The sequence below is a fragment of the Streptomyces sp. NPDC029216 genome (assembly GCF_040648015.1).
Taxonomy (GTDB): domain Bacteria; phylum Actinomycetota; class Actinomycetes; order Streptomycetales; family Streptomycetaceae; genus Streptomyces.
This window is the reverse complement of record NZ_JBEZWL010000121.1, coordinates 1-22,937: the sequence shown is the minus strand read 5'-3', so window position 1 is coordinate 22,937 and position 22,937 is coordinate 1. Positions and strand designations below refer to the sequence as shown.

Annotated in this window: 18 protein-coding genes and 1 pseudogene; 11 read left to right on the top strand and 8 right to left on the bottom strand. The window is 70.1% G+C overall.

Annotated features, from left to right (window positions below; translation table 11 throughout):
- Window positions 1–57: 57 nt before the first annotated feature.
- From AB0F18_RS30495 to AB0F18_RS30475, 5 genes are all read right to left on the bottom strand, one after another.
- A complete protein-coding gene (locus tag AB0F18_RS30495; protein WP_362066456.1) occupies window positions 58–1,500 on the bottom strand; it encodes an endo-1,4-beta-xylanase in 1,443 nt (480 codons plus the stop codon).
- A 116-nt stretch (window positions 1,501–1,616) separates the two neighbouring features.
- Complete coding sequence (locus AB0F18_RS30490) at window positions 1,617–2,588, bottom strand: glycoside hydrolase family 6 protein (RefSeq protein WP_362066454.1); 972 nt, start codon at window positions 2,586–2,588, stop codon at window positions 1,617–1,619.
- Window positions 2,589–2,690: 102 nt separating this feature from the next.
- Window positions 2,691–4,160 carry a family 43 glycosylhydrolase gene (locus tag AB0F18_RS30485; protein WP_362066452.1) on the bottom strand — a complete coding sequence of 490 codons (1,470 nt, stop codon included), beginning with the start codon at window positions 4,158–4,160 and terminating at the stop codon, window positions 2,691–2,693.
- Window positions 4,157–6,376: a glycoside hydrolase family 3 N-terminal domain-containing protein gene (locus AB0F18_RS30480; protein WP_362066450.1), complete on the bottom strand. Its 2,220-nt coding sequence runs from the start codon at window positions 6,374–6,376 to the stop codon at window positions 4,157–4,159. Before AB0F18_RS30480 ends, AB0F18_RS30485 begins: the two co-directional genes overlap by 4 nt.
- A gap of 9 nt (window positions 6,377–6,385) precedes the next feature.
- Window positions 6,386–7,399, bottom strand: coding sequence for a LacI family DNA-binding transcriptional regulator (locus AB0F18_RS30475; RefSeq protein WP_362066448.1), 1,014 nt, complete (start codon window positions 7,397–7,399; stop codon window positions 6,386–6,388).
- Between the two features lie 231 nt (window positions 7,400–7,630).
- Here AB0F18_RS30475 and AB0F18_RS30470 point away from each other — a divergent pair, with 231 nt between their 5' ends.
- From AB0F18_RS30470 to AB0F18_RS30450, 5 genes and pseudogenes are all read left to right on the top strand, one after another.
- Window positions 7,631–8,923 carry an extracellular solute-binding protein gene (locus AB0F18_RS30470; protein WP_362066447.1) on the top strand — a complete coding sequence of 431 codons (1,293 nt, stop codon included), beginning with the start codon at window positions 7,631–7,633 and terminating at the stop codon, window positions 8,921–8,923.
- Between the two features lie 76 nt (window positions 8,924–8,999).
- Window positions 9,000–9,905, top strand: coding sequence for a sugar ABC transporter permease (locus AB0F18_RS30465; protein ID WP_362066458.1), 906 nt, complete (start codon window positions 9,000–9,002; stop codon window positions 9,903–9,905).
- On the top strand, window positions 9,902–10,732 hold the full coding sequence (locus AB0F18_RS30460) for a carbohydrate ABC transporter permease (protein ID WP_362066445.1): 831 nt from the start codon (window positions 9,902–9,904) through the stop codon (window positions 10,730–10,732). The genes AB0F18_RS30465 and AB0F18_RS30460 overlap by 4 nt, the downstream gene beginning before the upstream one ends.
- Window positions 10,733–10,845: 113 nt before the next feature.
- Window positions 10,846–12,318 carry a non-reducing end alpha-L-arabinofuranosidase family hydrolase gene (locus tag AB0F18_RS30455; RefSeq protein WP_362066443.1) on the top strand — a complete coding sequence of 491 codons (1,473 nt, stop codon included), beginning with the start codon at window positions 10,846–10,848 and terminating at the stop codon, window positions 12,316–12,318.
- A 115-nt stretch (window positions 12,319–12,433) separates the two neighbouring features.
- Window positions 12,434–13,071: pseudogene (locus tag AB0F18_RS30450) on the top strand (ABC transporter transmembrane domain-containing protein); the annotation flags it as partial.
- Window positions 13,072–13,188: 117 nt separating this feature from the next.
- Here the strand turns inward: AB0F18_RS30450 and AB0F18_RS30445 are convergent.
- Window positions 13,189–14,346 (bottom strand): DUF418 domain-containing protein, encoded by a 1,158-nt coding sequence (locus AB0F18_RS30445; protein WP_362066441.1) that lies wholly within the window; start codon window positions 14,344–14,346, stop codon window positions 13,189–13,191.
- A 451-nt stretch (window positions 14,347–14,797) separates the two neighbouring features.
- Between AB0F18_RS30445 and AB0F18_RS30440 the strand changes: the two genes are divergently transcribed.
- From AB0F18_RS30440 to AB0F18_RS30425, 4 genes are all read left to right on the top strand, one after another.
- Complete coding sequence (locus AB0F18_RS30440; protein WP_362066439.1) at window positions 14,798–15,475, top strand: response regulator transcription factor; 678 nt, start codon at window positions 14,798–14,800, stop codon at window positions 15,473–15,475.
- A complete protein-coding gene (locus tag AB0F18_RS30435; protein WP_362066437.1) occupies window positions 15,472–16,593 on the top strand; it encodes a histidine kinase in 1,122 nt (373 codons plus the stop codon). The genes AB0F18_RS30440 and AB0F18_RS30435 overlap by 4 nt, the downstream gene beginning before the upstream one ends.
- An 855-nt stretch (window positions 16,594–17,448) precedes the next feature.
- On the top strand, window positions 17,449–17,922 hold the full coding sequence (locus AB0F18_RS30430; RefSeq protein ID WP_362066435.1) for a nuclear transport factor 2 family protein: 474 nt from the start codon (window positions 17,449–17,451) through the stop codon (window positions 17,920–17,922).
- Window positions 17,923–18,308: 386 nt separating this feature from the next.
- Window positions 18,309–18,788, top strand: coding sequence for a hypothetical protein (locus AB0F18_RS30425; protein ID WP_362066434.1), 480 nt, complete (start codon window positions 18,309–18,311; stop codon window positions 18,786–18,788).
- Between the two features lie 556 nt (window positions 18,789–19,344).
- Here the strand turns inward: AB0F18_RS30425 and AB0F18_RS30420 are convergent.
- Together AB0F18_RS30420 and AB0F18_RS30415 are read right to left on the bottom strand one after the other, a co-directional pair.
- Window positions 19,345–19,887 (bottom strand): DUF3995 domain-containing protein, encoded by a 543-nt coding sequence (locus tag AB0F18_RS30420; RefSeq protein ID WP_362066432.1) that lies wholly within the window; start codon window positions 19,885–19,887, stop codon window positions 19,345–19,347.
- A gap of 369 nt (window positions 19,888–20,256) precedes the next feature.
- Window positions 20,257–20,655, bottom strand: a complete 399-nt coding sequence (locus tag AB0F18_RS30415) for a terpene synthase family protein (protein ID WP_362066430.1) — start codon at window positions 20,653–20,655, stop codon at window positions 20,257–20,259.
- Between the two features lie 315 nt (window positions 20,656–20,970).
- On the opposite strand from AB0F18_RS30415, the gene AB0F18_RS30410 reads away from it, so the two are divergent.
- Entirely contained in the window at window positions 20,971–21,654 is a 684-nt protein-coding gene (locus tag AB0F18_RS30410) for a GNAT family N-acetyltransferase (RefSeq protein WP_362066428.1), read from the top strand.
- 221 nt (window positions 21,655–21,875) lie between these two features.
- Complete coding sequence (locus AB0F18_RS30405) at window positions 21,876–22,244, top strand: hypothetical protein (protein WP_362066427.1); 369 nt, start codon at window positions 21,876–21,878, stop codon at window positions 22,242–22,244.
- The last annotated feature ends 693 nt before the right edge of the window (window positions 22,245–22,937 follow it).

The following is a 22,937-nucleotide window of genomic DNA, read 5'->3' as shown; positions in this document are numbered from 1 at the left end:
CGGGCGGGCGGGGCACGTTCCACGGCGAGGGCGTACCCGCCCTCGCCGTGGCGGGTCTCAGGTGCGGGTCCAGCGCTGGTTGCTGCCGTTCGAGCAGGAGTAGAGCTGGATCAGGGTGCCGTTGGCGGTGCCGTTGCCCACGGCGTCGAGGCAGAGGCCGGACTGGACTCCGACAATGGATCCGGAGGGGTCGAGGCGCCACTTCTGGTTGTCGCCACCCCAGCAGCTGTAGATCTGGACTTTGCTGCCGTTGCCCGTGCCGGCGGCGTCCAGACACTTGTTGCCGTAGACCCTGAGCTCGCCTGCGGCGGTGTACGACCACTGCTGGTTGGTGCGGTTGTTGCAGTCCCACAGGTTGAGCTGGATGCCGTCGGTGGTGCCGGCGCCGGGCACGTCCAGGCAGCGGCCCGAACCGACGCCCTTGATCTGCCCGGAACCGGGCGAGGGGGTCGGAGTGGGCGTGGAGGAGCCGGCGTTGAGGGCGTTGAGCACGGAGGTGTAGGCGGGCTTCTTGTTGCCGTTGCCGTCGAACAGCAGCGGCGTCTGCTCCGATCGCCAGGAGTCGGTGTCGCGCACGCCCCAGACGGTGATGCCGAGGCAGCGCGGGACGGCCAGGCAGTCGTTGGTCACGTTGGCGTAGGTGGTGGCCGAGGCGCCCTGGATGTCGAGTTCGGTGACGGCCACGTCGACGCCGAGGGCGGCGAAGCTCTGCAGGGTGGTGCGGAAGTTGCCGTTGTACGGGCTGTCGTTGTTGAAGTGGGACTGGAAGCCGACGCAGTCGATCGGCACGCCGCGCTGCTTGAAGTCCCGGACCATGGCGTACACGGCCTGGGTCTTGGCCCACGTCCAGTTCTCGATGTTGTAGTCGTTGTAGCAGAGCTTGGCGCCGGGGTCGGCGGCGCGCGCGGTGCGGAAGGCGGACTCGATCCAGTCGTTGCCGGTGCGCTGCAGGTTGGAGTCGCGCCGGGCCCCCGAACTGCCGTCGGCGAAGGCCTCGTTCACGACGTCCCACTGGACGAGCTTGCCCTTGTAGTGGGCCATGACGCCGTTGATGTGGTTGGTCATCGCCTGGCGCAATGCGCTGCCGCTGAGGTTCTGCATCCAGCCGGGCTGCTGGGAGTGCCAGGCCAGGGTGTGGCCGCGTACCTGCTTGCCGTTCTGCACCGCCCAGTTGTAGACGCGGTCACCTGCCGCGAAGTTGAACTGGCCCTGCTGGGGTTCGGTGGCGTCGATCTTCATCTCGTTCTCGGGCGTCACCATGTTGAACTCGCGGCCCGCGATGGCCGTGTACGCCGAGTCGCCCAGCCGGCCCGAGGCGATGGCGGTGCCGAAGTAGCGGCCGCTCTGCGCCGCGGCGCCGCCGAGCGTGCCGTCGGCGGCCTGCGAGGTCAGCGGAGCCACCAGCACGGCGGCCGAACCGAGCACGGCGACGGCCAGGGCCGCACGCAGCGCGCCGGTCTTCCGGCGGACGAGGGGCGGGGGAGTGGCATTCGATCCCATGAAGGAGCCTCCAGGGCAGAGATCACGGAAGGACGGGAGCGCGGCGGAGTGAATCCGCCTGGACGGAGCCGCGGCGATGGACAAGGGACGCAGTCGGACCGCGGCGGGGGAAGGGCTCAGTAGCCGTAGATCATCTTGTAGGCCACCTCCGGCAGGAACTGCCCGGCCGAGGAGCCGGCCCCGACACCGCAGTCCCCGTCGGACTCGCCTGGGACCTTGATCCACAGCAGCATCTCGGCACCGCCGCCGCGCTGGCTGGGAGTACCGGTCCGGCGGCCGGCGGGGTTGCACCACTGGCCGTTGGAGCCGTTGCCGTTGCGGCTGGTGTCGACGACGAACGGCTTGGTGTAACCGTAGGAACGCAAGGCGGAGTTGACCGCGTTGCCGTACGAGATGCTCTGGTCGGTGGTGAAGTAGTTGGAGACGTTCAGCGCGAAGCCGTGTGCCCCGCCGACACCGGCGGCGGCGAGCTGCTGCGCCATGGCCGAGGCGCCGATCCAGCCGGCGTTCCCTGCGTCGAGGTAGACCCAGGTATGGGGCGCCTTGGCCTGGAACTGGGCGATCGCGTTCTTGAGCATGGCGTTGCGCTCGGCGATCTGGGCGGCGGTCATGCAGCTCTCGTGACCGAGCGCATCGGGTTCGAGGACGACGACGGCCGGGCGGTTGCCGATGCCACTGGCGAAGGCGGCGATCCAGGTCTCGTACGCGGCACGGCTCCCGGCGCCGCCGCCGGAATGACCGGCGCAGATGTCCCGGTCCGGGATGTTGTACGCGACCAGGATCGGCAGCTTGTCGGAGGCGTCCGCGCGGCCGACGTAGGCGCCGGCGGCCGTACCGATGTCGCCGCTCCAGTTGCCGAACCAGCGGGCTGCCGGGGTGTTCGCGATGGACGTCCGGATCGCCGCCGCCCGGCCGTCGCCGGGGTTCGCGTTGGCCCACCGCAGGGCGGAGTTGTCGGGGTCGGTGTAGAAACCGCTGGTCATGGTGGTCGGGTCGGCGGCGTACGCCGGGCCGGCGGGGAGCAGGGAGAGACCGGCGGCGAGGACACCGGCCAGCAGTGCGGATGCGGTTCGGACGGACGTGCGCATGGTTGGTCCTCCGGTGGGGGGGAAGGGAAACGCTTCCGGTCGTGGCAGTGCGCTGCCCGGGGCGGGGGGCCGGCGGGCGGAACCGTGGACGGGCCGCGGGCGTTATCGACGCCGGTGTCCGGGCGGTTCCTGCCGGCTCGGGTACGTGAGGTCGAACCACGTGAAGTGGGCTTGGCTGGTGGAGGGGCGGCCGTTGGAGGTGGCGTAGAGGCCGAGCTGGACGCTGGTGAACAGCGGGGTGAGGAAGGTGGCTTCGACGGCGGGCAGGTCCTGCCAGGCTCCGCCGGGTGCCGCATGGGCGAAGGTGTGGCGGAAGCCGCGGATGCGGACCCCCAGACGGACGGGCCCCGGCGGGACGGGAACGCGGGCCAGGACCTCGGGCCCGTGGCGCAGGCTGAGCCCTTCCGTGGTGCGAAGGAGGAGGAGATGGCTGTCGTCGTCGAGGACCACGGCGAGACCCGCCTCTTCGCCCGGTGCGGCGGGGGTGAAGTGCAGTTCCGTGGAGACGTCGCAGTCGGGCTGCTCCTGGGGGCGGGCCAGGAGGGACGGGGTGGTGCGTCCGCCGAGGCGTTCGGGCCGGAGCCGGAGGCGGAGCCCGTCACCGGTGGTCCAGAACCGTTCGGGCGGGGTGCGCAGGGTGCTCCAGTCGGGGGAGAGGGTGGCGAAGCCGTCGTGGAGCGGGCGGCGCGGGCCGGTGTGGCTGACGGGGGAGAAGACCGGCCAGCCCTCGTCCCAGGTGATCCGGCTGAGGAAGGTCTCGCGGCCGAGGGCCGACCCCGGGCGGACGCCCAGGAGGACGGCCCGCCAGTCGCCGTCCGGGGTCTGGACGAGGTCGGCGTGCCCGGTGCAGGTGACCGGGCCCCCGGCGGGCGGCAGCACCGGGTTGCCGGGGGCGCCCTCGTAGGGGCCGGTCACGCGGTCGGCGCGGGCGGCCACCACGCTGTGGTCCACATCGGTGCCGCCCTCGGCGGTGAGCAGAAGAAAGGTGCCGTCGATCCTGTAGAGGTGCGGGGCTTCCGACCATCGGGCGCCCGGGCGGCTCCCCGACCACAGGACGTACTCGGGTCCCGTGAGCCGTCGTTCGCGCGGAAGGTACTCGCGCATCCAGATCTCGGTGCGGCCGGCGTCCTCGTCCAGCACGCGGGCGGCCGTGAACCATGCCCGGACGCCGCTTCCGCCCGGCCCGTCGTCGAAGAACAGCGACGGGTCGAAGCCCTCGCCTTCCAGCCAGTGCGGCTGCGACCACGGCCCCGCCGGATCGGCCGCCGTGACGACGAAGTGACCGGGGCCGTCCATCAGCGTGCAGACGAGATGGAAGACCCCGTCATGGTGCCGGATCGTCGGTGCGAACAGGCCCCGTGAGGGCCCGCAGCCGTCGAGGTCGAGCTGGGACGGCCGGTCGAGCGCGGAGCCGATGCGCCGCCAGTTCACGAGATCACGGCTGTGGAAGACGGGAAGGCCCGGGAACCATTCGAAGCTGGACGTGACCAGGTAGTAGTCCGCTCCCACCCGGCAGACGGACGGGTCGGGCCGGAACCCGGGCAGCACGGGATCACCGGAGAACCCGGTCATGGAACCGGCACGATCTCGACCGGCACGGACAGCACCCGGTCGGCCGCCGGGTGACGTACCGGGCCCCGCAGAGTGAAGGAGCCCTGGAGCGGAAGGTCGCCGCTGGACCGTCCGACGGCCACGCCGATCTCCCCGGGCTCCACCCTTCTGCGCAGGTCGAGCCCGGTGAAGGAGGTCCGGTCGGCATGGACGGAGAACGTGACCCGGGCGGCCGCGCCCGGAGCCAGCTCGACCCTGGCGAACCCGGCGAGCCACCGCTGCGGCCGGACGACGGACGCCACGGGGTCGGAGAGGTACAGCTGGACCACCTCCGTCCCCGCCACCTCGCCGACGTTGCGCGCGGTGACCGAAATGGCGACGGCCCCGTCCGTCGCGGCGACGGGATCCACCGACAGCCCCGAGAAGGCGAAGCTGGTCCAGCTCAGCCCGTGTCCGAACGGGAACAGCGGGGTCGGGTCCACCGAGCTCCAGTCGGTGCGCCCGCCGAGCCTGGCGTGCAGGTACGTGCCGGGCTGGCCGCCGGCCCGGCGGGGGATGGAGACGGGCAGCCGTCCCGACGGTTCCGCGGCCCCGCTGATGATCCGGGCCAGCGCCGTAGCCCCCTCCTCCCCGGGGAAGAAGGCCTGTATCACGGCCGACGCGCGCCCGGCCAGCGCGCCGAGCGCGTAGGGCCGTCCGGAGACGAGGACCAGGACGGTCGGCACCCCGGAGTCCAGAACGGCGGATCCGAGTGCGGCCTGGTCACCGGGCAGATCGAGGGTCTCGGCGTCGCAGCCCTCTCCGGAGGTGCCCCGGCCGAACAAGCCGGCCCGGTCCCCGAGCACCAGCACGTTCACGTCCGGATCCTCCTCGGTGACCGTGAACCCGGCAGCGCCGAGCGCCTCGCCGAGCGTCGGGATCTCCAGCCCCGGCTCGCCGGGCGGAGCGACGTGGTTGGGGAAGGCGTAACAGCCGAGGAAGGACCGGGGTTCGCCGGCGTAAGGCCCGTGGAGCGCGACCCGGCACGGCCGCAGCGGCAGGATGCCGTCGTTGGCGAGCAGCACGGTGGACCGTTCGGCCACGAGCCTGGCCAGTGCCCGGTTCTCCGGCGGATCGAGGTCCACCGCCTCGGGCTCGACGGGTTCCCAGTCGGGGTCGAGCAGGCCGAGTTCGGCCTTCTGCAGCAGGACCCGTTCCGCGGCCCGGTCGATGAACTCCTCCGGTACGCCTCCCGAGCGCACGAGTCCGGTCAGCGGCTCGCCGTAGCAGCGGGCCGTGGGCAGTTCGACATCGATCCCGGCGGTCAGCGCCAGCGCGCCGGCGGCCCCGCGCGATCCGGCGACGCCGTGCCGGCTCTCCAGGAAGGAGACGGCGTAGTAGTCGGCGACGACCACACCGGTGAAACCGAGTTCCTCCCTGAGCAGCCCGGTCAGCAGCCGTGCGTCGGCGGCCGCCGGGACGCCGTCCACGTCGGTGTAACTGTTCATCACCGACCGGGCGCCTCCCTCGCGCAGGGCCCGTACGAAAGGCTCGACCAGCACGTCGCTGAACTCGCGCGGCCCCGCGGAGACGGGGGCCATGTTCCGGCCGCCCCGTGAGGCCGAGTACCCGGCGAAGTGCTTGAGCGTCGCCACGATCCCGGCCCCTTCCAAACCCTGCACGTAGGCGGTGCCGATCGCTCCGACGAGATAGGGATCCTCGCCGATGCACTCCTCGGTCCTGCCCCACCGGTAGTCCCGGACCACGTCGAGCACCGGAGCCAGCCCCTGGTGGACGCCGGCCCGCCGCATCCCCGCGCCGATGGCGGCGGCCATCCGGCGCACCAGCCCGGGGTCGAAGGTCGCGCCCCAGGCCGGCGGCGCGGGGAAGACCGTCGCCCCCCACGTCATGAACCCGGTCAGGCACTCCTCGTGAGCGACCGCCGGTATCCCGAACCGGCCGGATCCGGTCACCTGCCGCTGGAGCGAGGCGAGCCGCTCCATGCCGGCTTTCGCGGTGATCGGTGCGGTGCCGTACACCCGGGTGAGCTGGCCGAGCCCATGGGCGGCGAGGTGGTCGAGGCCGGGAGCGCACTCGCCGGAATCGTCCTCCATGGGCGCGACCGGTGTTCCCGGAGCCGAGGGCTGCGCCCAGAAGCCGGTGAGCTGACCCGCCTTCTCTTCCAGCGTCATCCGATTCAGCAGATCGGCGACGCGCACGGACACGGGCAGGAGGGGGTCACGCCAGGGCTCGGTCAAGGAGTCCTCCTAGAGACGGGGCGGGGCGGTGGACAGCCGGACCTTGAGCTCGGTCGAGAGCTCCATCCGGGGGCTGACCAGGGGCTGGCCGTCCAGCAGTTGGAAGAGCGTGCGGGCGGCGAGCCGGCCCATCTCCTCCAGCGGCTGGCGCACCGTCGTCAGCGGCGGTGACAGCCACTCGCACACGGGCAGGTCGTCGAAGCCGACCACGCTGAGGTCCAGCGGGACGCTCAGTCCGGCCTGCCGGGCGGCTTCGTAGACGCCCATCGCCTGCTGGTCGCTACCGGCGAAGACGGCGGTCGGGGGCTCGGGGAGGGCGAGCAGTTCCCGGGCCCGCTGGAACCCGCCCTCGTGCTGGAAGTCGCCGAACCGGATCAGGTCGCGGTCTACCTCGATCCCGGCCTGCTCCAGCGCGGTGCGGTACCCGTCGATGCGGGCCCGGCTGCAGAGCATCTCTTTGCGCCCGCCGATCGCGGCGATCCGGCGGTGCCCCAGCTCCAGCAGGTGCTCCGTAGCGGCCAGGCCGCCCGCCCAGTTGGTCGCGCCGATGCTCGGCACACCGTTGCCCGGCAGGTCGATCGGGTCGATGACGACCAGCGCCACCCCGGCCTGTTCGACCTGGGCGCGCTGGGCCCGGGTGACCGAGGCCGTGACGAGGATGACGCCGTCGCTGTGGTGCAGGACCGGCAGCGCGGCCCAGCTCGACGGCGTGGCCTCGCCCGGCGGGACGAGCGACACGACGGTGCCGACGCTCCGCTGGGCGCACTCGGCCTCGACGCCGCGCAGTATCTCCACCGCCCACGCGCTGTCCAGACCGCCGATGATCAAGTCGACCAGGCCCGACCTGCGGGCCCTGCCCTGCCGGCCGGGGGAGAGGTAGTGGTGGGATCGCAGCAGGCTCTCGATCCGTTCGCGGGTCGAAGCTGCGACATCGGAGCGGCCGTTGATCACCTTGGACACGGTGGCCTGGGAGACCCCCGCCTCAGCGGCGATGAGGGCCAGGGTCGGACGCTGCTCGCTCAACTTCTCTCCTCCGCGCGGCCGCCTCGGGCTGGCGACAGGTATCGCAAACTTTCGAGGAGTTTCCGGCTGGCGCGACTTGGTTGTCAAGCATCAAGACGCCTTGTTTGTAAGACAATTCGGCGAGAAGGCTTGACCGGAGGGCCTCACGTTCCTAGTTTGTGGCAGCGCGAATTCGAGAATGTTACGAAACATTTTCGAACTCGAACCGGCTTTCCTCACCCCGGAGGTCCTATGGCCAGCACACCCCCGAGTCGACGAAGTTTCCTCGCGCTCTCGGGCCTGACCGCTCTGTCCGTCTCGCTGACCGCGGCCTGCGGTGGCGGGGACTCCGGCTCGGCGCGGGCGGCCGACGGCACGGTGGCCTTCGCCTGGTGGAACATCGCCACGACGGAACCGGGCAAGTCCCTGTTCCCGCAGATCTCCTCGGCGTTCACGGCCGCCCACCCGAACATCACGATCAAGACGACCTCGTTGGAGAACGAGGCGTTCAAGTCCAAGCTCACGGCCACCACTTCGTCGGGCAGACTCCCCGACGTGTTCCAGACCTGGGGCGGCGGCGTGCTGCGGCAGCAGGTCGACGCGGGGCTGGTCGAGGACCTCACCGACGCGTTCGGCTGGGCATCCGACCTCACCCCCGTCTCGCTTCAGGCCTATCGGTTCGATGGCCGGATCTACGCGGTGCCCTACGACGTCGGCATGGTCGGCTTCTGGTACAACAAGAAGCTCTTCGCCAAGGCCGGCATCACCGCTCCGCCGGCCACCTGGGCCGAGCTCCTCGAAGACGTCAGGAAGCTCAAGGCCGCGGGCGTCACTCCGATCGCCCTCGCGGGCAAGGAGAAATGGCCGGGCCACTTCTACTGGGCCTACCTCGCGATGCGCGTCGCAGGACTCCCCGCCCTGCGGCAGGCCGCGGAAACCAAGGACTTCACCGGCGCCGGTTTCGTCCGGGCGGGCAGCCACCTCAAGGAGCTGGTCGACCTCCAGCCCTTCCAGCCGGGCTTCCTCGGCGCCGGCTACGCCACTCCCGGCGGCCAGGCCGCGACCATGGGGAACGGCAAGGCCGCCATGGAGCTGATGGGCCAGTGGGGGCCGTCGGTCCAGAAGGACGCGGGCGCGGACCTCGGAGCGGACCTGGGCTTCTTCCCCTTCCCGGCGGTCGACGGCGGCGTCGGCCAGGTCACCGAGGTGTTCGGCGGTGGCGGCGGCTTCGCACTGCGCCGGGGCGCCCCGAAGGAGGCATTGGACTTCCTGAAGTTCCTCGTCCTGGAGAACGAGTCCAAGCTGCTGGCCTCCAACGGCTACCTGCCGGTGGTCAAAGGCGCCGAGAGCCGGCTCGCCGACCCCAACAGGAGGGTGGTGGCCGACAGCCTGGTCCAGGCGACGGGCTTCCAGCTCTTCCTCGACCAGGCCTACCCGCCGGCGGTCGGCCAGGAGGTCAACGACAGCGTCGCCGACCTCATCGCGGGCAAGAAGACGCCCGAGCAGGTCACCACGTCGATAACCGAGGCTGCGAAGGGTGCCTAGCTCCGAGTCCACCCTGACCCAGGAGCGGACGCGGGACGCCGTGCCGGCGGAACCGCCCGCCCCGGCACGCCCAGGCCTGCGCGGGTTGCGGAGCTGGGCGTCGGTGGCCTGGTTCCTCGTCCCGGCTCTGGTCCTCTTCCTCGTCTTCGTCCTCGCCCCGATCGCCGTCGCCGTCTACGCGGGCCTCTTCAAGTGGGGCGGGACCGGCCCCATGGACGACTTCGTCGGCTTCGAGAACTACGCCAGGCTCTTCGACGACCAGGTCTTCCTCGGTGATCTCGAGCGCGGGCTGTACCTGATCGCCCTGTCGATCACGGTGCAGCTGCCGTTCGCGCTGTTCACCGCCGTCCTCCTCAACCAGAGGCTGCGCGGCCGGGCCGTCTACCGGATGCTGTTCTTCGCGCCGTACATCCTGTCCGAGGTGGTCACGGCGGTCCTCTTCACGATGGTCTTCCTTCCGGGTGCCGGCATGGCCGACCATCTGGCCGGTGCCCTCGGCCTGGAGGGGCTGCGGGGGAAGTGGCTCGCCGATTCCTCGACCGTCATGCCGACCCTCTTCGTGGTGATGACCTGGAAGTACTTCGGCTTCCACATGATGCTCTTCCTCGCCGGACTGCAGAGCATCCCGGGCGAGATCCTCGAGGCCGCCTCCATCGACGGCGCCGGCGTCTGGCAGCGCTTCCGGCACGTGACGCTGCCGCTGCTCGGACCGACGATCCGGATCAGCGCCTTCCTTTCGGTCATCGGATCCATCCAGCTCTTCGACCTCGTCTGGGTCATGACCGCGGGCGGACCCAACCACTCCTCCGAGACGATGGCAATCACGATGTTCCAGTTCGGGTTCAAGCGCTACCAGGTCGGCTATGCCAGCGCGATCAGCGTGGTGCTGTTCATGATCAGCCTCGTCTTCTCCCTCTTCTACCAGCGATACGTGCTCCGCCGTGACCTGAGCGGGGCCGTCACCGCGGGAGGTGGCCGATGAACGCCCGCAGGACGGCACGCGGCCTGTCGCTGCACGCCGTGGTATGGCTGATCGGCGCGTTCGTCGTCGTGCCGCTGGCCTACGCGGTGATCTCCGGGTTCAAGAGCACCGGCGAGCTGACGGCCAACCCGTTCGGGCTGCCCGAGCAGTGGAAGGCCGGCAACTACACCGGCATCCTCGGCAACGGTATGTTCTGGCGGCAGATCGCCAACAGTGCGGGCATCGCGATCGGCACGACGTGCTGCACGGTGGCGGCGTCCGCGATGGCGGCGTTCGTGCTGGCCCGCTACGCCTTCCGGGGCAGGGAGCTGTTCTACACGCTGTTCACGATCGGGCTGATGTTCCCGTTCGCCGTGGCCGTCCTGCCGTTGTTCCTGCTGCTGCGCGATTTCGACCTGCTCGACAACCCGCTCGGAGTGGTCCTTCCACAGGCCGCCTTCGGGCTCCCCATGACGATCACCATTCTGCGCGGCTTCTTCCGGACCATCCCGGCGGAGGTCGAGGAAGCGGCCGTCATGGACGGCTGCGGCAAGTTCCGCTTCTTCTGGCAGATCCTGCTGCCGATGGCGCGCCCGGCGCTCGGCACGGTGTCCGTGCTGGCGGTCGTCGCGAGCTGGAACAACTTCTTCCTGCCGCTGCTGGTGTTCGACGACCCGACATGGCAGACGATCCCGGTCGGAGTCCAGCAGTTCCAGGGCCAGTACTCGACCGACTACGCGCTTGTCCTCGCCTACATCGTGCTCGCCATGGTCCCCGCCCTCGCGTTCTACGCCGTCGCCGAGCGGCAGTTGATCGGTGGCCTCACCGCGGGCGCCACCAAGGGCTGACGCGTCGTGAAACGACTGGCCATACCGGCCATCGCATATTTGTTAGCGCTAACATCTCCGGCCGCGGCCACCCCCGCGGACACCTCACCCCCGCCCCACAAGGAGCTCTCCTGATGTCGTTCCGCCATCCGTCCCCAGTCCCCCTGACACGACGCCTGCTCGCCCTCCTGGCACCCTTGCTGCTCCTGGCGGCGTTCCTCGGTGCGCAGCCCGCCGGCGCGGCGCCGGCCATCGACCCCAACGCCACGTACGTGCTGGTCAACCGCAACAGCGGCAAGGCCCTGGACGTCTACAACCTGGCAACCACCGACGGGGCCCGCATCACCCAGTGGACCAGGAACGACCAGAACCAGCAGCTGTGGCAGTTCGTCGACTCGGGCGGCGGCTACTACCGCATCAAGTCCCGGCACTCCGGCAAGGTGCTGGACGTCCAGAACGGGTCCACCGCGAACGGCGCCCCGATCGTCCAGTGGGCCGACGTGAACGGGACCAACCAGCAGTGGCGGCTGGCCGACAGCCCGGACGGCTACGTGAGGCTCATCGCGCGCCACAGCAACAAGGCCCTCGAAGTGCAGGGCGGATCCACCGCCGACAACGCGAACGTCGTCCAGTACGACGACTGGGGCGGCACCAACCAGCAGTGGCAGCTCGTACGGGCCGGTGGCGGCACCCCCGGCACCTGCAGCCTCCCGTCGTCGTACCGCTGGACGTCAACCGGCCCGCTGGCGCAGCCCAAGCCGGGATGGGCCTCGCTCAAGGACTTCACCGTCGCCCCCTACAACGGCCGGCAGCTCGTCTACGCGACGACGCACGACACGGGGAACAATTGGGGTTCGATGAACTTCGGCCTGTTCACCAACTGGCCGGAGATGGCCTCGGCCGCCCAGAACGGGATGTCCTCCTCCACCGTCGCGCCCACCCTCTTCTACTTCGCGCCGAAGAACATCTGGGTGCTCGCCTACCAGTGGGGTGGGGCCGCCTTCTCCTACCGGACCTCGACCGACCCCACCAACCCCAATGGCTGGTCGTCACCGCAGGTGCTCTTCTCCGGAAGCATCGGCGGCTCCGGAACGGGCCCCATCGACCAGACGCTCATCGGTGACGGGACGAACATGTACCTGTTCTTCGCCGGTGACAACGGCAAGATCTACCGGGCCAGCATGCCGATCGGGAACTTCCCGGGCAGTTTCGGCACGAACTCCACAGTGATCATGAGCGACACGACGAACAACCTGTTCGAAGCCCCGCAGGTCTACAAGCTCCAGGGCCAGAACAAATACCTCATGATCGTCGAGGCGATCGGCTCGCAGGGCCGATACTTCCGCTCGTTCACGGCCACCAGCCTGGACGGCGCATGGACGCCCCAGGCCGCGACCGAGAGCAACCCCTTCGCCGGCAAGGCCAACAGTGGCGCCACCTGGACGAACGACATCAGTCACGGCGAACTGATCCGCACCAGCGCCGATCAGACCTTCACCGTCGATCCCTGCAACCTGCAGTTCCTCTACCAGGGACGCGACCCCAACGTGGGCGGCGACTACGGCCTGTTGCCCTACCGGCCGGGCCTGCTGACACAGCAGCGCTGACGACGCGACACGCTCCGGCTCCGGAGCGCAGTCGGCGCGGCGGGCCCGGCGAAAGCCCGAGCCCGCCGCGCCGCACGAACGAGCCGAGCGACAGGCGACCTTCTGGGCCTGCTGGCAGCCGGGCGATCTGATGTCCCGGGTGACCTCCGACACCACGCTGCTGCGGGCCGTCACGACGCAGGCGGTGGTCAACGCCGCGACGGGGACGGTCACGCTGATCGCGGCGGTCGTGGTGATGGCCTTCCTGGACGCGGTCCTGCTCGGTGTCACACTCGCCGTGGTCGCGGTCGTCGGGCTGGTCGGCCGTCCTGGTGATGCCGAAGATCGGGCGGGCAGCCGAGCGCGCGCAGGAGGCTGTGGGGGAGATGTCCACCGTCCTGGAGCGGGTGTTCGGCGCCTACCGCACGGTGAAGGCGTCCGGCGCCGAGGAGCGGGAGACCGCCCGTGGCTCCACGCCCGCCGGGCCGACGCCACGATGCGGGAGAACCTGGTCTTCGCCGCGCCCGACCGGCGACCGGCGACGACATCCGCGAGGTCCTCTCCCGGACCAGGCTCGACGGCCTCGTCGCACGTCTCCCGCACGGCCTTGACACCCTGGTCGGGCACCGCGGCTCGAAGCTCTCGGGCGGCGAGCGCCGGCGCATCGCCATCGCCCGCGCGCTGCTGCGCAGGCCCCGGCTGCTGCTCCTGGACGAGGCGACCTCCCAGCTCGACGCCGTCAACGAGCTGGCGCTGCGGGACGTCATCGCCGATACGCACAGCTTGCCGCGACCCAGCTCCTTGACCTCGACGGGCCGCCCTCGCGAGTGAGGCGGGCCGGCTGTCCAGGTCGGGGTGGGGCAGGGCGCCGAGCCACCCCGACCCCGGACCTCAGCGGATGTACTTGGCGGGCTTGGTGGTGGCGTTCAGGAGATACTCCAGCGGGCCGCGGCGGAAGAAGCGGGACCAGATCGCGGCGAACACGACCGCCCCGAGGATGTACAGGAGTACGGGCACCCAGGACTTCGTGGTGCCGGCGGCGGAAGCGGGCCACGCGGACTGTGCGAGGAAGTGGCCCACGTAGGCCGTCAGGGACATGGTGCCCACCGCGATGACGGGCTTCGCCAGACGGTGCAGTCGCGGGAGGCGGTCCATCAGCACGGTCGCGCCCACGATCACGAGGACCGCGACGCCCACACTGCCGAGGATGTCGAACGTGGTGCCGGTGTGCGGACCGGCACCCAGCAAGTCCGAGGCCGACGACACGAGCTGCTCGCCGCCCCCGCTGCCACCCGACCCCGCCCCGCTGCCACCGGGCCCCGCCCCGGAGCCGCTGGACGAGCCCCCGATCCCGCCGAACGCCGCGTCCTTGCCCGCAAGCAGCAGGGACAGGCCGTACGCGGCCACGGTGAGGGCGGCACCGAGCGCGGCAAGGCGCCGCTGGACGGCGGGGGCGGACAGGTCGAGGCGGGCCAGCGCCATGCCGGCGATCAGGAACGGCATCCACGTGATCGTCGGGTAGAGGCCCGTGAGCAGCAGATCGACGACTCCCACGTCGTTGAGCTTCTCGAGCGGGTCGTAGGCGTTGATGCTCTGCAGGACGGACCCGCTCAGCCACGTCTTCAGGACGAACGCCAGCTGCGGAGTGACGAGCGCGAGCCCTGCAGCGGTGATCGCCAGAGTCCTGGCGGACAGCCGCAGCAGGGGCAGGGCGAGCAGGAAGTAGACGCCGTAGAAGCCGAGGATGATGACGTCCCCGTACTCCATCGCCAGCACGCTGCCGAGCACCAGCAGGATCACGGCGCGGATCGCGATCCGCGCCCTCGCCTGGCGGCCGGCGAGCCCGGTCTTCGGCTCACGACGGCCGGCGATCAGCATCAGCGAGAACCCGGCGAGGGTGGCGAAGAGGACCGACGAGTGACCGTCGGCCAGGAACCGGACCCACGTACCGACGCCGCTCGTGTTCTCCAGCATCGGGCCGATGTGCACGATGTACATGCCGAACACCGCCAGCGCGCGGGCGAGATCCACCCCGACCAGACGTCCCATCGAGGGACCGCCCGTGGCCTTCCCGGCGGACCCGGGCGAGGTCGCGGTCCGTGGAGGCGAGCTCTCCTGCGGAGCCGCAGTCTTCTGCGGCGGCTGTATCTGTGTCATACGGACAATCTCGTCGTCTCGCCAGAAGGCGGACCATCCGGCAGGCTGCGGTGACACCCCCGCCGACAGGCCGGGACCACCCCGCCGACCGGCGGACAGCACCCCGGCCGATCACCCTGGAGCCGGCCGGCACCGCCCCGTACAGGCCTCCGCACCATCACCGAGCCGCACCCGCCCACCTGCCGATGGGCCGCATAACCCCCCCCGAACGGCTGGAGCCGGCCCGCCGAGTGTCCACAGCCCAGGGGTGATCGCACCACCGCGTACCCTGCCGGGCGTACGGTCGGCGGCAGGCGAACACCGTACGAGAACAGAGCAGACGAGAGCGTGAGGCGGGACGCCGGTGATCCGGGTAGTGGTGGTGGACGACGAGGCCCTGGTGCGGTCCGGCTTCCAGATGATCCTGAACGCGTCCGACGGCATCGAGGTCGTGGCGACCGCCGATGGGGCGCACGCGGCCGACGTGATCCGGCGCGAGCGGCCGGACGTGGTGCTCCTCGACATCCGCATGCCGGACGTGGACGGCCTGACCGTCCTGCGGCAGATCCAGGAACTGCCCGACCCGCCGCACGTGGCCATGCTGACCACCTTCGACACCGACGAGTACATCCTGACCGCATTGCGCTCGGGAGCCGCCGGCTTCCTCCTCAAGGACACCGAACCCGAACAGCTCGCCCAGCTGGTCCGCACCCTGGCCGCGGGCGGTGTGGTGATGTCCCCGAAAGCCTCACGCGCACTGCTGCGCAGCCACCCGGGAGCGGGAGCACCCCAGGACGCGGACGTGGCACGCATCGGCCTGCTCAGCGACCGGGAACGCACCGTCCTCGTCCTGGTCGCGGAAGGCCTGTCCAACGCCGACATCGGCACCCGCATCCATCTGAGCACGGGCACCGTCAAGGACCACGTCAGCTCGATCCTGACCAAGCTGCGGGTCACCAGCCGTGTCCAGGCCGCACTCCTCGCCGAACGGGCCGGACTGCTCACACGGAACGACGACGCGGCACGGGGCAACGGACGATGAGCACCGGCCGCGCACTGTGGCGGCGCCTGCCGTCCTGGGCCTTCGACACGGTACTCGTGGTGCTGGCCGCCCTCGACGCATGGATCAGCCTCGTGGGCGAGGGCACCCCTCTGATGTGGGCCTGCGCCGCTGTGGGCTCCGCCGGACTGTTCCTGCGCAGGCGCCTCCCGCTGGCCGTCTTCCTGCTGACGCTGCCCATGACCCTGTTCATGGACGTGGCGGTCGCGCCGATCGCCGCCCTGTACACCCTGGCCGCGTCCACCCGCAACCGCCCGCTGCTGGCCGGCTGCGCCCTGCTGAACGCTGCTGCGGCCACCCTCGTCTGGCCCTTGTCCGACTCCTTCGCCGACGGCCGGACCTGGACGCTCGTCCAGTTCGTCTACACGCTGGCCACCGCCACCGCCCCCGTGCTGTTCGGCCAACTCGTCCAGGCCAGGCACGACGTGGCCCGGCAACTCGTCGAGGTCGAAGAGGCCCGGGAACACGAACGCGCCCTGCACGCCCAGACCGTCCTAGCCCGCGAACGGGCCCAGCTCGCCCGCGAGATGCACGACGTCGTCTCCCACCAGGTCAGCCTCATCGCCGTCCAGGCCGGCGCCCTCCAGGTCGCCGCCAAGGACCCCGACGCCCGCGACGCCGCCCGCACCATCCGCACCCTGAGCGCGAACACCCTCGACGAACTCCGTCACATGGTCACCCTGCTCCGCGCCTCCGCCGGCAAGGAGACCGAACTCGCCCCCCAGCCCACCCTCGCCGACCTCCAGCAGCTCATCGCCAACAGCGGCATCGAGACCACCCTGACCGGAGAACTTCCTCCCGGCATCAGCACGACCGCCCAGCGCACCGTCTACCGCACGATCCAGGAAGCCCTGACCAACGTGCGCAAACACGCTCCAGGAGCCCACGCCGCAGTACACCTGTGGCACGACGCACACCACTTCGGCGTCACCGTCACCAACACCGCCCCCACCCGCCCGACCGTCCCCCTGCCCAGCGCCCGCCACGGCCTCATCGGCCTGAAAGAACGCGCCGAACTACTCCACGGCACCCTCACGGCCCAACCCACCCCCCGAGGCGGATACAAGGTCGAACTACAAGCCCCCGCCCACCCCGACTGAAACCGACCGAGGGCCCGCTCCGCCGGTCCGGTCTCTTGCCTTCGGACATCGCCGCCGCCATACACGAGGCACTGAACAAGGTACGCAGACACGCGGGTACCTCCTCGGTCTATGCACCGTGTCGGGAAGCGACTGGGGAGTGGCGGTGACCGCGGCCGACCGAGGCGCCGGCTCCCCGACGCCGCCCACCGCCTCGCCGGTACCGCCCTGCGCCGTTCGGTGCACGGCAGGATGCCGCCATAGGGGGTGCGGCGCAGGTGGACAGCCTCCGTGGTCGAACGGCGGTGTCCGGCGTGATCGACGCCGCCGTGGCGGACGACGACTCACCGACACCGAGATCGACCAGGTCCAAGCCTTCATCCAGCCCGGCGATGGCTTCGCTGGTCATCCTCAACGAGACCCCAGGCGACTTCACCCTCACCCTCACCGAAGAGACCGCCAGCAGCCCGGACGGCCCGTACTCGACGAAGCCGGGGTGAACCCGTCACCCTCAACTCAACTCCCGCACCCGTGCACTGACCACCATCGCCCTCGTCGACACCCCCGAGCTCCGGCTCGACAACAACCTCAATACTCACCCTGAGCTCTTCCAGGCAGCACGAGGCGGCGCGCCCGCAGCAACTCCCTCACCTGCGGTCGGCCTCGCTTCCGTGAACGCCGTACGAAACACACCCGCCCGTCACGCAGATATCGTCACCGAGGGGAAGTCGGTGCGTGATGGCGTTGAACAGGACATTCCGTGAACGGCGTCCCTGGTCGAGAAGCAGATGACGCGAACGCGCGGGCTTGGCGCAGACGCTGAGTGCCGACCGGGAAACCCTCCCGCGTCCATGAGCGGTCTGATATGAGTTGATCATGACTTCCGACACTCTTGACGGGATGGAACGGCTGATCGCCGAGCGGGCCTGTGAGCGGCTGATCGTCGAGTTCGTTCGCCGTCTCGACCTTGGGGACCCGAGCTCGGTGGCGGACCTGTTCACGCCGGACGGCATCTGGGAATGGCCCGCCGGCGATCGCCGCATAGCGGGCCGCGATGCGCTTCGTGACTACTTCGACGGACGGCCTGCGGACCGGCTGTCGCGTCGCATGTGCACCAACATCCTGGTCACCGTGAACTCTCCGGAAACGGCGGCTGCCACCACCTACTTCGCCACGTACCGGGTCGACGGCTACTCCGAGGGCATGGTGCCGCCCCGGCCTCCGGCTCAAGTGGGACATTACGAAGACACCTTTCGTAGGGTGGACGACACCTGGCTGCTCGCCACCCGAACCCTGTTCCTGCCCTTCGCCGGCCCCACGGAACGCCTGGATGGCCCTGGCAAGTCGTGACGTCGGGGTGCGGAAGCCCGAAGCGGACCGCCGCCATCCCTCCCTCACGGGCTGGCTCGATTTCGCGCAGGTCGTACAGAGGCGACCCCGCCCGCCGCGTCGACGCGTCGATGACCCGGCGGGCCTGGACCAGCCCGGAACACTTCAAAGACGCCCCGGCCGTGCCGTCTCCTGCCCCGTCCCAGTGGCCCCGCAGCACCCCAGCCATTTCGATCCCGTTCCCCACCCGCTCCCCGAGCAACAGATCAACGAGCGGCGAGACCGCTCCGCGACCGGCGGTCCCGGCTCTCTGGCGCGGCTGTGGGGGAGCCGGGTTCACGTCGGTGATGCGGGGCCCGTCTGAGCCGGAGCTGTCACGTTCCGCGGTGCCGCCCTGTCATAGGGATATGGAGTCAATCGTGGTAACCAATCGAACCAGAACGCTGAGTGGCCGCCGAGTGGTCTGGCTGCGCGGCGGACTGTCCCTGCTCACCTTCATTGACGGGGCCCTGGGCGTGTGGGTCCTGGTGTCACCCGAGGGATTCTTCAGCCTCCCGTGGGTCAACCTGGGCATGGACTACAACCCGCACCTGATGCTGGACTACGGAGCCATGAACTTGGCGGCCGCAGTCGTGCTCGGCGCCGGCGCGGTGACCATGCGGGCCGGCCTGGTCCGTGCGGCCCTGGTGTCGTATCTGTTGTGGTCGTTCGCGCACTTCCTCATTCACCTGCACTTCGCCGCACACACCGCCGTAGCCGGGCTTCCCATCCTGCTCGTCCTGCTCGGCTTGGGCGTCGCCATTCCGCTCGCGCTCCTCGTCGTGGCTTTCCCCAGGAGGCAAGCGGAGGCTGTCAACGGCGCCCCCGGGTCCGCATCAGCGGGGTGACCCCGGCTCCCACCGCAGCCTGACCGGATCCCCAGGAGTTCCGCCCCGAAGGGCGAGCAGGGCCAGCCCGGCGCCCGGGGCCAGCAGGGGGCGTCTCGCACGGCCCGCTGCCGGTCCACAGCGGCCCGCACCGCGACAACAAGACCGCCGGGCACATCAAGCCCGGCACGCTCGTCCCCATCACCTGCAAGGTGAAGGGCGAGATGGTCGGAGACAACCAGCTCTGGTACCGCCTCGCGGACAGTCGCGGCTGGATCGCGGCCCGCTACGCCAAGAACCTCGGAGACATTCCGTTCTGCGGCTGACCTGAGGACTGAGGCCGGCCCCGCGCCACGGCGCGGGGCCTACGCCCCGTCACCGGCCGCGCAGCGTCGGGCCGTCCCCCCTCAGCGTCCTTGCTCCCCCAAGACGAGCCGACCGCCACCGAAGTCGCCCAGCGATTCGGACTCGGAGAGCGCAACCGCACAGCGGCGCCTCGCCGCGGCCCGTACACGCCTGGGCACCTGATGCGTTCGGAGGGGCTACCGCCCGGCAGTACCCCATACCGCCACCGCTCTCAGAAGCGCGTCTGGGCGGGTCGCGCCGGACGATCCACCGTTCGCGGCGTCTTCGCCGTACCTCGGCTTCGGCGGGACAACACGGTGGTCGGCACGAGGAGCACCGAGCCGAGGAAGAAGTAGCCGTTGATCACCATGGTCTTCCAGAAGTCCCATGATCCTGTGTCAACGGCCTCCTTCTCCATCCCGAGCAGGCCGTGCGGAGTGAGTCCCGTTGCCGTGGTGATGTTCTCGACGAGGCCGGGCACGCCCCGCATCGTCAGGACCGCGCAGCCGATCCACAGGGGCGCGCGCACCAGCCAGTACGGCACACTGCGGCCCCATGGTCTGACCGTGGCCAGCACGCACACCACGCCGACGGCGGACATGAGGACGATGAGGGCGTCGTAGGAGAGGAAGAGCCACACCGGAGTGCCGTCGTCGGGGTCCATCACGTCCTCGTAAATGACGCCCATCTGCACGTGCCACACGAAGCTCACCACCAGCCAGGCGACGGCCGCGTATGCCCAGCGCAGGAGGGTTTTCCCGGGTTCGGATCGCATGACCCCGACGCTACGAGCCGGGGCGCGGACGAGGCGTCGGCTCGCAGGAGGAACTCCTCCCCCGCACGGGGGAGGAGCGGTGTGAAACGGACCACCGCCCCGTCGACCACGCCGACATCGAGCGGGATGGGGCTGCCCGTTACGGCGTGCGGGAGCCGCACCACGTCACAACGGGCCAAGGGCGCGGCATGAGGTGGGAAACGGGCGGCGTCAATGCCCAGGCCGGCACTCGGTCCCTGCAACGGCGGCGCCTTCGTCCGGTGTGGGGTGCTGTGGGGCGTTGCCCATGGGTCCCTTGATCGTTTCCGGCGCCGGCGCCGGCGCGGGAGGGGGCTCCGGCGCTGGAGAAGGCCGCGCCCGTGGGTACCGTCACCGTCGGTAGACCGGTGTGCCGAGAAAGGACGCAGGGAGTTCCTCCTCGTTGGCGTACTCGATGAGATCGTAAAACCACACCCAGGCGGAGCTCAGGCGCCGCATGGGCACGTACTCCGCCTCGGTGGGAACCGTACGGGCCTGGCGATGGCGGGCTACATCGTGGTTGGAGGCGGTCCAGTCCTCCAGGTTGCGGATGAAGCGTTCACCCCAGGCCGAGGACATGCCGGCAGTGATGCGTTCGAGGAAGTCGCGTGCGGGGATGGGGGCGGCGGCCTCGACATGGGCGGCATGGTCGTCGCGGTCGTCAGCCAGGAACATCCACGCGAAGAAGGCCGCGAGGTTGACCAGACGCGGCAGGGACGCGCGGGGGTATACCCAGGCCGAGGCGCGCAACAGATCGTCGACCGTGGTGCGGTCGCACGGTGGCCCGTAGTGAAGCCGAACCTGTGCCGTTGTTCACGGTTCCCGTCATCCAGGCGCCGATCCACGATGGCCGCTGCAGGCGCAGGACACCCTTGGACGGGGACGTATGACGCTACGGTTCTCGCCACGCAAAAGGCCCGGCAGCCCTCGGGAGGGCGACCCGCTCCGCCGGCCGAGAAGTCGAATGGAGGGCGGTGTCGCCTGGCGACGGACGACGGACGACGGACGACGGGGGACGACGGTTATTCGCCCGTCCACCGGTTGCGGGCATGCTCTAATCGCCGGATGACGAAGATCGAATCAGAGCTGATACGACGTTGGCTGAATGGCTGGACCGTGGCCCGCTCCCTGCCCGAGGCCGAGCCGGTCGAGTCCGCCGGCGATGGCCTGCGGTCGACGTGCAACCAACTCGGCCGCGAGGTCGAGGTGTTCGCGCTCCGTGCGGACGAGGAGCCCGAATCCTTGGCCCGGCTGGCGGCAACCGTCGCCGCCGCGAGGCAGACCACCTGGCTGACGGTACCCACGCTGCGCCCGGGCATCGTCGAATCCGTCGTGGGCGCCGCCGGACTGGAGTTGCTCCACCGGTCCGAGTGGTTCATGACGACCGATCTGACCGAGCACCCGCAGCACGCGCCCGCCGCGCCGTACGAGCGCGAGGTCCGCACGAACGGACCAGTCACGGTCGTCTCCCTCCACGACTCGACCGGCGCGGTGGCGGCGCGTGGCACCATCGCCGTGATCGGCGCCGATGCGGTCGCCGATCGCATCGAGACGGACGCGGCGCACCGGCGACGCGGCCTGGGCCGAGCCGTGATGAGCGCTCTGGCGGAGGCCGCAGTGACCCAGGGCGCCCGTACCGGTCTCCTCATCGCCAGTGAGGAAGGCCAGCGCCTCTACTCCTCCCTCGGCTGGCGCCACGAAGCCGACGTCCTGATCGCCCGGGGGCCGGTCGTTCCCTCCAACCGGTAGGACTGGTCTACTGCAGCCGATCCGCCCTGACGCACGGCGCTGGAGGGATCCGCCGCTTTGGATCGCGATCCTCCCCCTCCTCTGACAACGCGGGGCACGGCAACACCAGCGAAGCATCCGGCTTTGACCGGTTCTCGTCCACGAATTCGTCCGCCCGTGCGACATGCTTCGGGCTGTCGTTCTTCCCGGCCCACGGGGAGAGCAGGAGACGGGAGGACCGCATGTCTGTACGACGCGTCCTGACCGGGGCCGCGTTCGCGGCGACGGTGGCTGCGGGTGTTCTGATACCGACGACGGCGAGTGCGGCGCCCACGGGCGTCACGGGCGACTGCGGCACCACCAACGCCGCCTACACCTCGGGCGCCGAAGCGCACTGGACGATCCAGTGCAGTGGCGGCTCCGTCAGCGTCACCGGCTGGGTGAAAGACACTGACGCGGACGGTCAGTGTGCCCAGGTGTACGCCTATTTCCCGTACACCGGAAACTGGAAGTACAGCGCGCGGGCGTGCCCGAAGGGCGACGTGAAGGAGTTCACGCTGACCGACCAGGGGTCGACCGGCGCGAACGTCTACCTGCGCGAGATCGGCTGACCAGCACTCTGCAACGACTCCTGCCCTAGGGCTGGGCATTTCGCGTATCGGCGGCGTCGGCGTACCGGCGCCGCCTCGGGCTACGTGCCCGTCAACACGGTGGACGAGCAGGGCACGACCTGTCCCGTGGCGGGTGCGAGGTAGTCGATGTTGCAGCCCGTGCGGAATGGGTGTGGTCCCACAGGCAGGTGCAGCTCTCGCGATCGACTCGCGGCGCGAGCGGAGGGCAGGCACGACCGAGACGGGGTGCCCGTTCTGGTCGTCATCGTGTGGGCGGAGCGCAGCCGCGTCGCCCGCACGAGCCTCTCATTCACCCGTGCTCACCATCCAGCGATGGCCGGCAGAGGGCTGCGCAGCTGAAAGACCGTCAGGCTGCGAAAGGTTCCGCAAGAGGACCCCGCCCCGGTACCGATCACGCGGGTCCTGGCACGGTCGTCTGCGGTGAGGTTAACGCATAGCAGACACCCTCCTCGCCATCATCTGAGGTGTGAGCCTGCGTCCGTCAACGTCTTTCGGGTGAGATCGAAACCAATCGACCCGGTCCGTGAGTTGGGCCGGCCTGGTGCGCAGTCCGAGCTTCAAGGTTCGTGGATCGGCTGACACCCACCCGTCGGCCCAACTCACGGACCGGGTCGATTGGTTTCGATATCACACGAAAGACGGTGACGGACGCAGGCTCACACCACAGAAGAT

What these genes read in the sequence shown, in the direction of transcription:
- AB0F18_RS30495 (WP_362066456.1), bottom strand. Translation starts at nt 1,500, where the DNA reads ATGGGATCGAATGCCACTCCCCCGCCCCTCGTCCGCCGGAAGACCGGC.
- AB0F18_RS30490 (WP_362066454.1), bottom strand. Translation starts at nt 2,588, where the DNA reads ATGCGCACGTCCGTCCGAACCGCATCCGCACTGCTGGCCGGTGTCCTC.
- AB0F18_RS30485 (WP_362066452.1), bottom strand. Translation starts at nt 4,160, where the DNA reads ATGACCGGGTTCTCCGGTGATCCCGTGCTGCCCGGGTTCCGGCCCGAC.
- AB0F18_RS30470 (WP_362066447.1), top strand. Translation starts at nt 7,631, where the DNA reads ATGGCCAGCACACCCCCGAGTCGACGAAGTTTCCTCGCGCTCTCGGGC.
- AB0F18_RS30460 (WP_362066445.1), top strand. Translation starts at nt 9,902, where the DNA reads ATGAACGCCCGCAGGACGGCACGCGGCCTGTCGCTGCACGCCGTGGTA.
- AB0F18_RS30455 (WP_362066443.1), top strand. Translation starts at nt 10,846, where the DNA reads ATGTCGTTCCGCCATCCGTCCCCAGTCCCCCTGACACGACGCCTGCTC.
- AB0F18_RS30445 (WP_362066441.1), bottom strand. Translation starts at nt 14,346, where the DNA reads ATGGGACGTCTGGTCGGGGTGGATCTCGCCCGCGCGCTGGCGGTGTTC.
- AB0F18_RS30435 (WP_362066437.1), top strand. Translation starts at nt 15,472, where the DNA reads ATGAGCACCGGCCGCGCACTGTGGCGGCGCCTGCCGTCCTGGGCCTTC.
- AB0F18_RS30430 (WP_362066435.1), top strand. Translation starts at nt 17,449, where the DNA reads ATGACTTCCGACACTCTTGACGGGATGGAACGGCTGATCGCCGAGCGG.
- AB0F18_RS30425 (WP_362066434.1), top strand. Translation starts at nt 18,309, where the DNA reads ATGGAGTCAATCGTGGTAACCAATCGAACCAGAACGCTGAGTGGCCGC.
- AB0F18_RS30420 (WP_362066432.1), bottom strand. Translation starts at nt 19,887, where the DNA reads ATGCGATCCGAACCCGGGAAAACCCTCCTGCGCTGGGCATACGCGGCC.
- AB0F18_RS30410 (WP_362066428.1), top strand. Translation starts at nt 20,971, where the DNA reads ATGACGAAGATCGAATCAGAGCTGATACGACGTTGGCTGAATGGCTGG.
- AB0F18_RS30405 (WP_362066427.1), top strand. Translation starts at nt 21,876, where the DNA reads ATGTCTGTACGACGCGTCCTGACCGGGGCCGCGTTCGCGGCGACGGTG.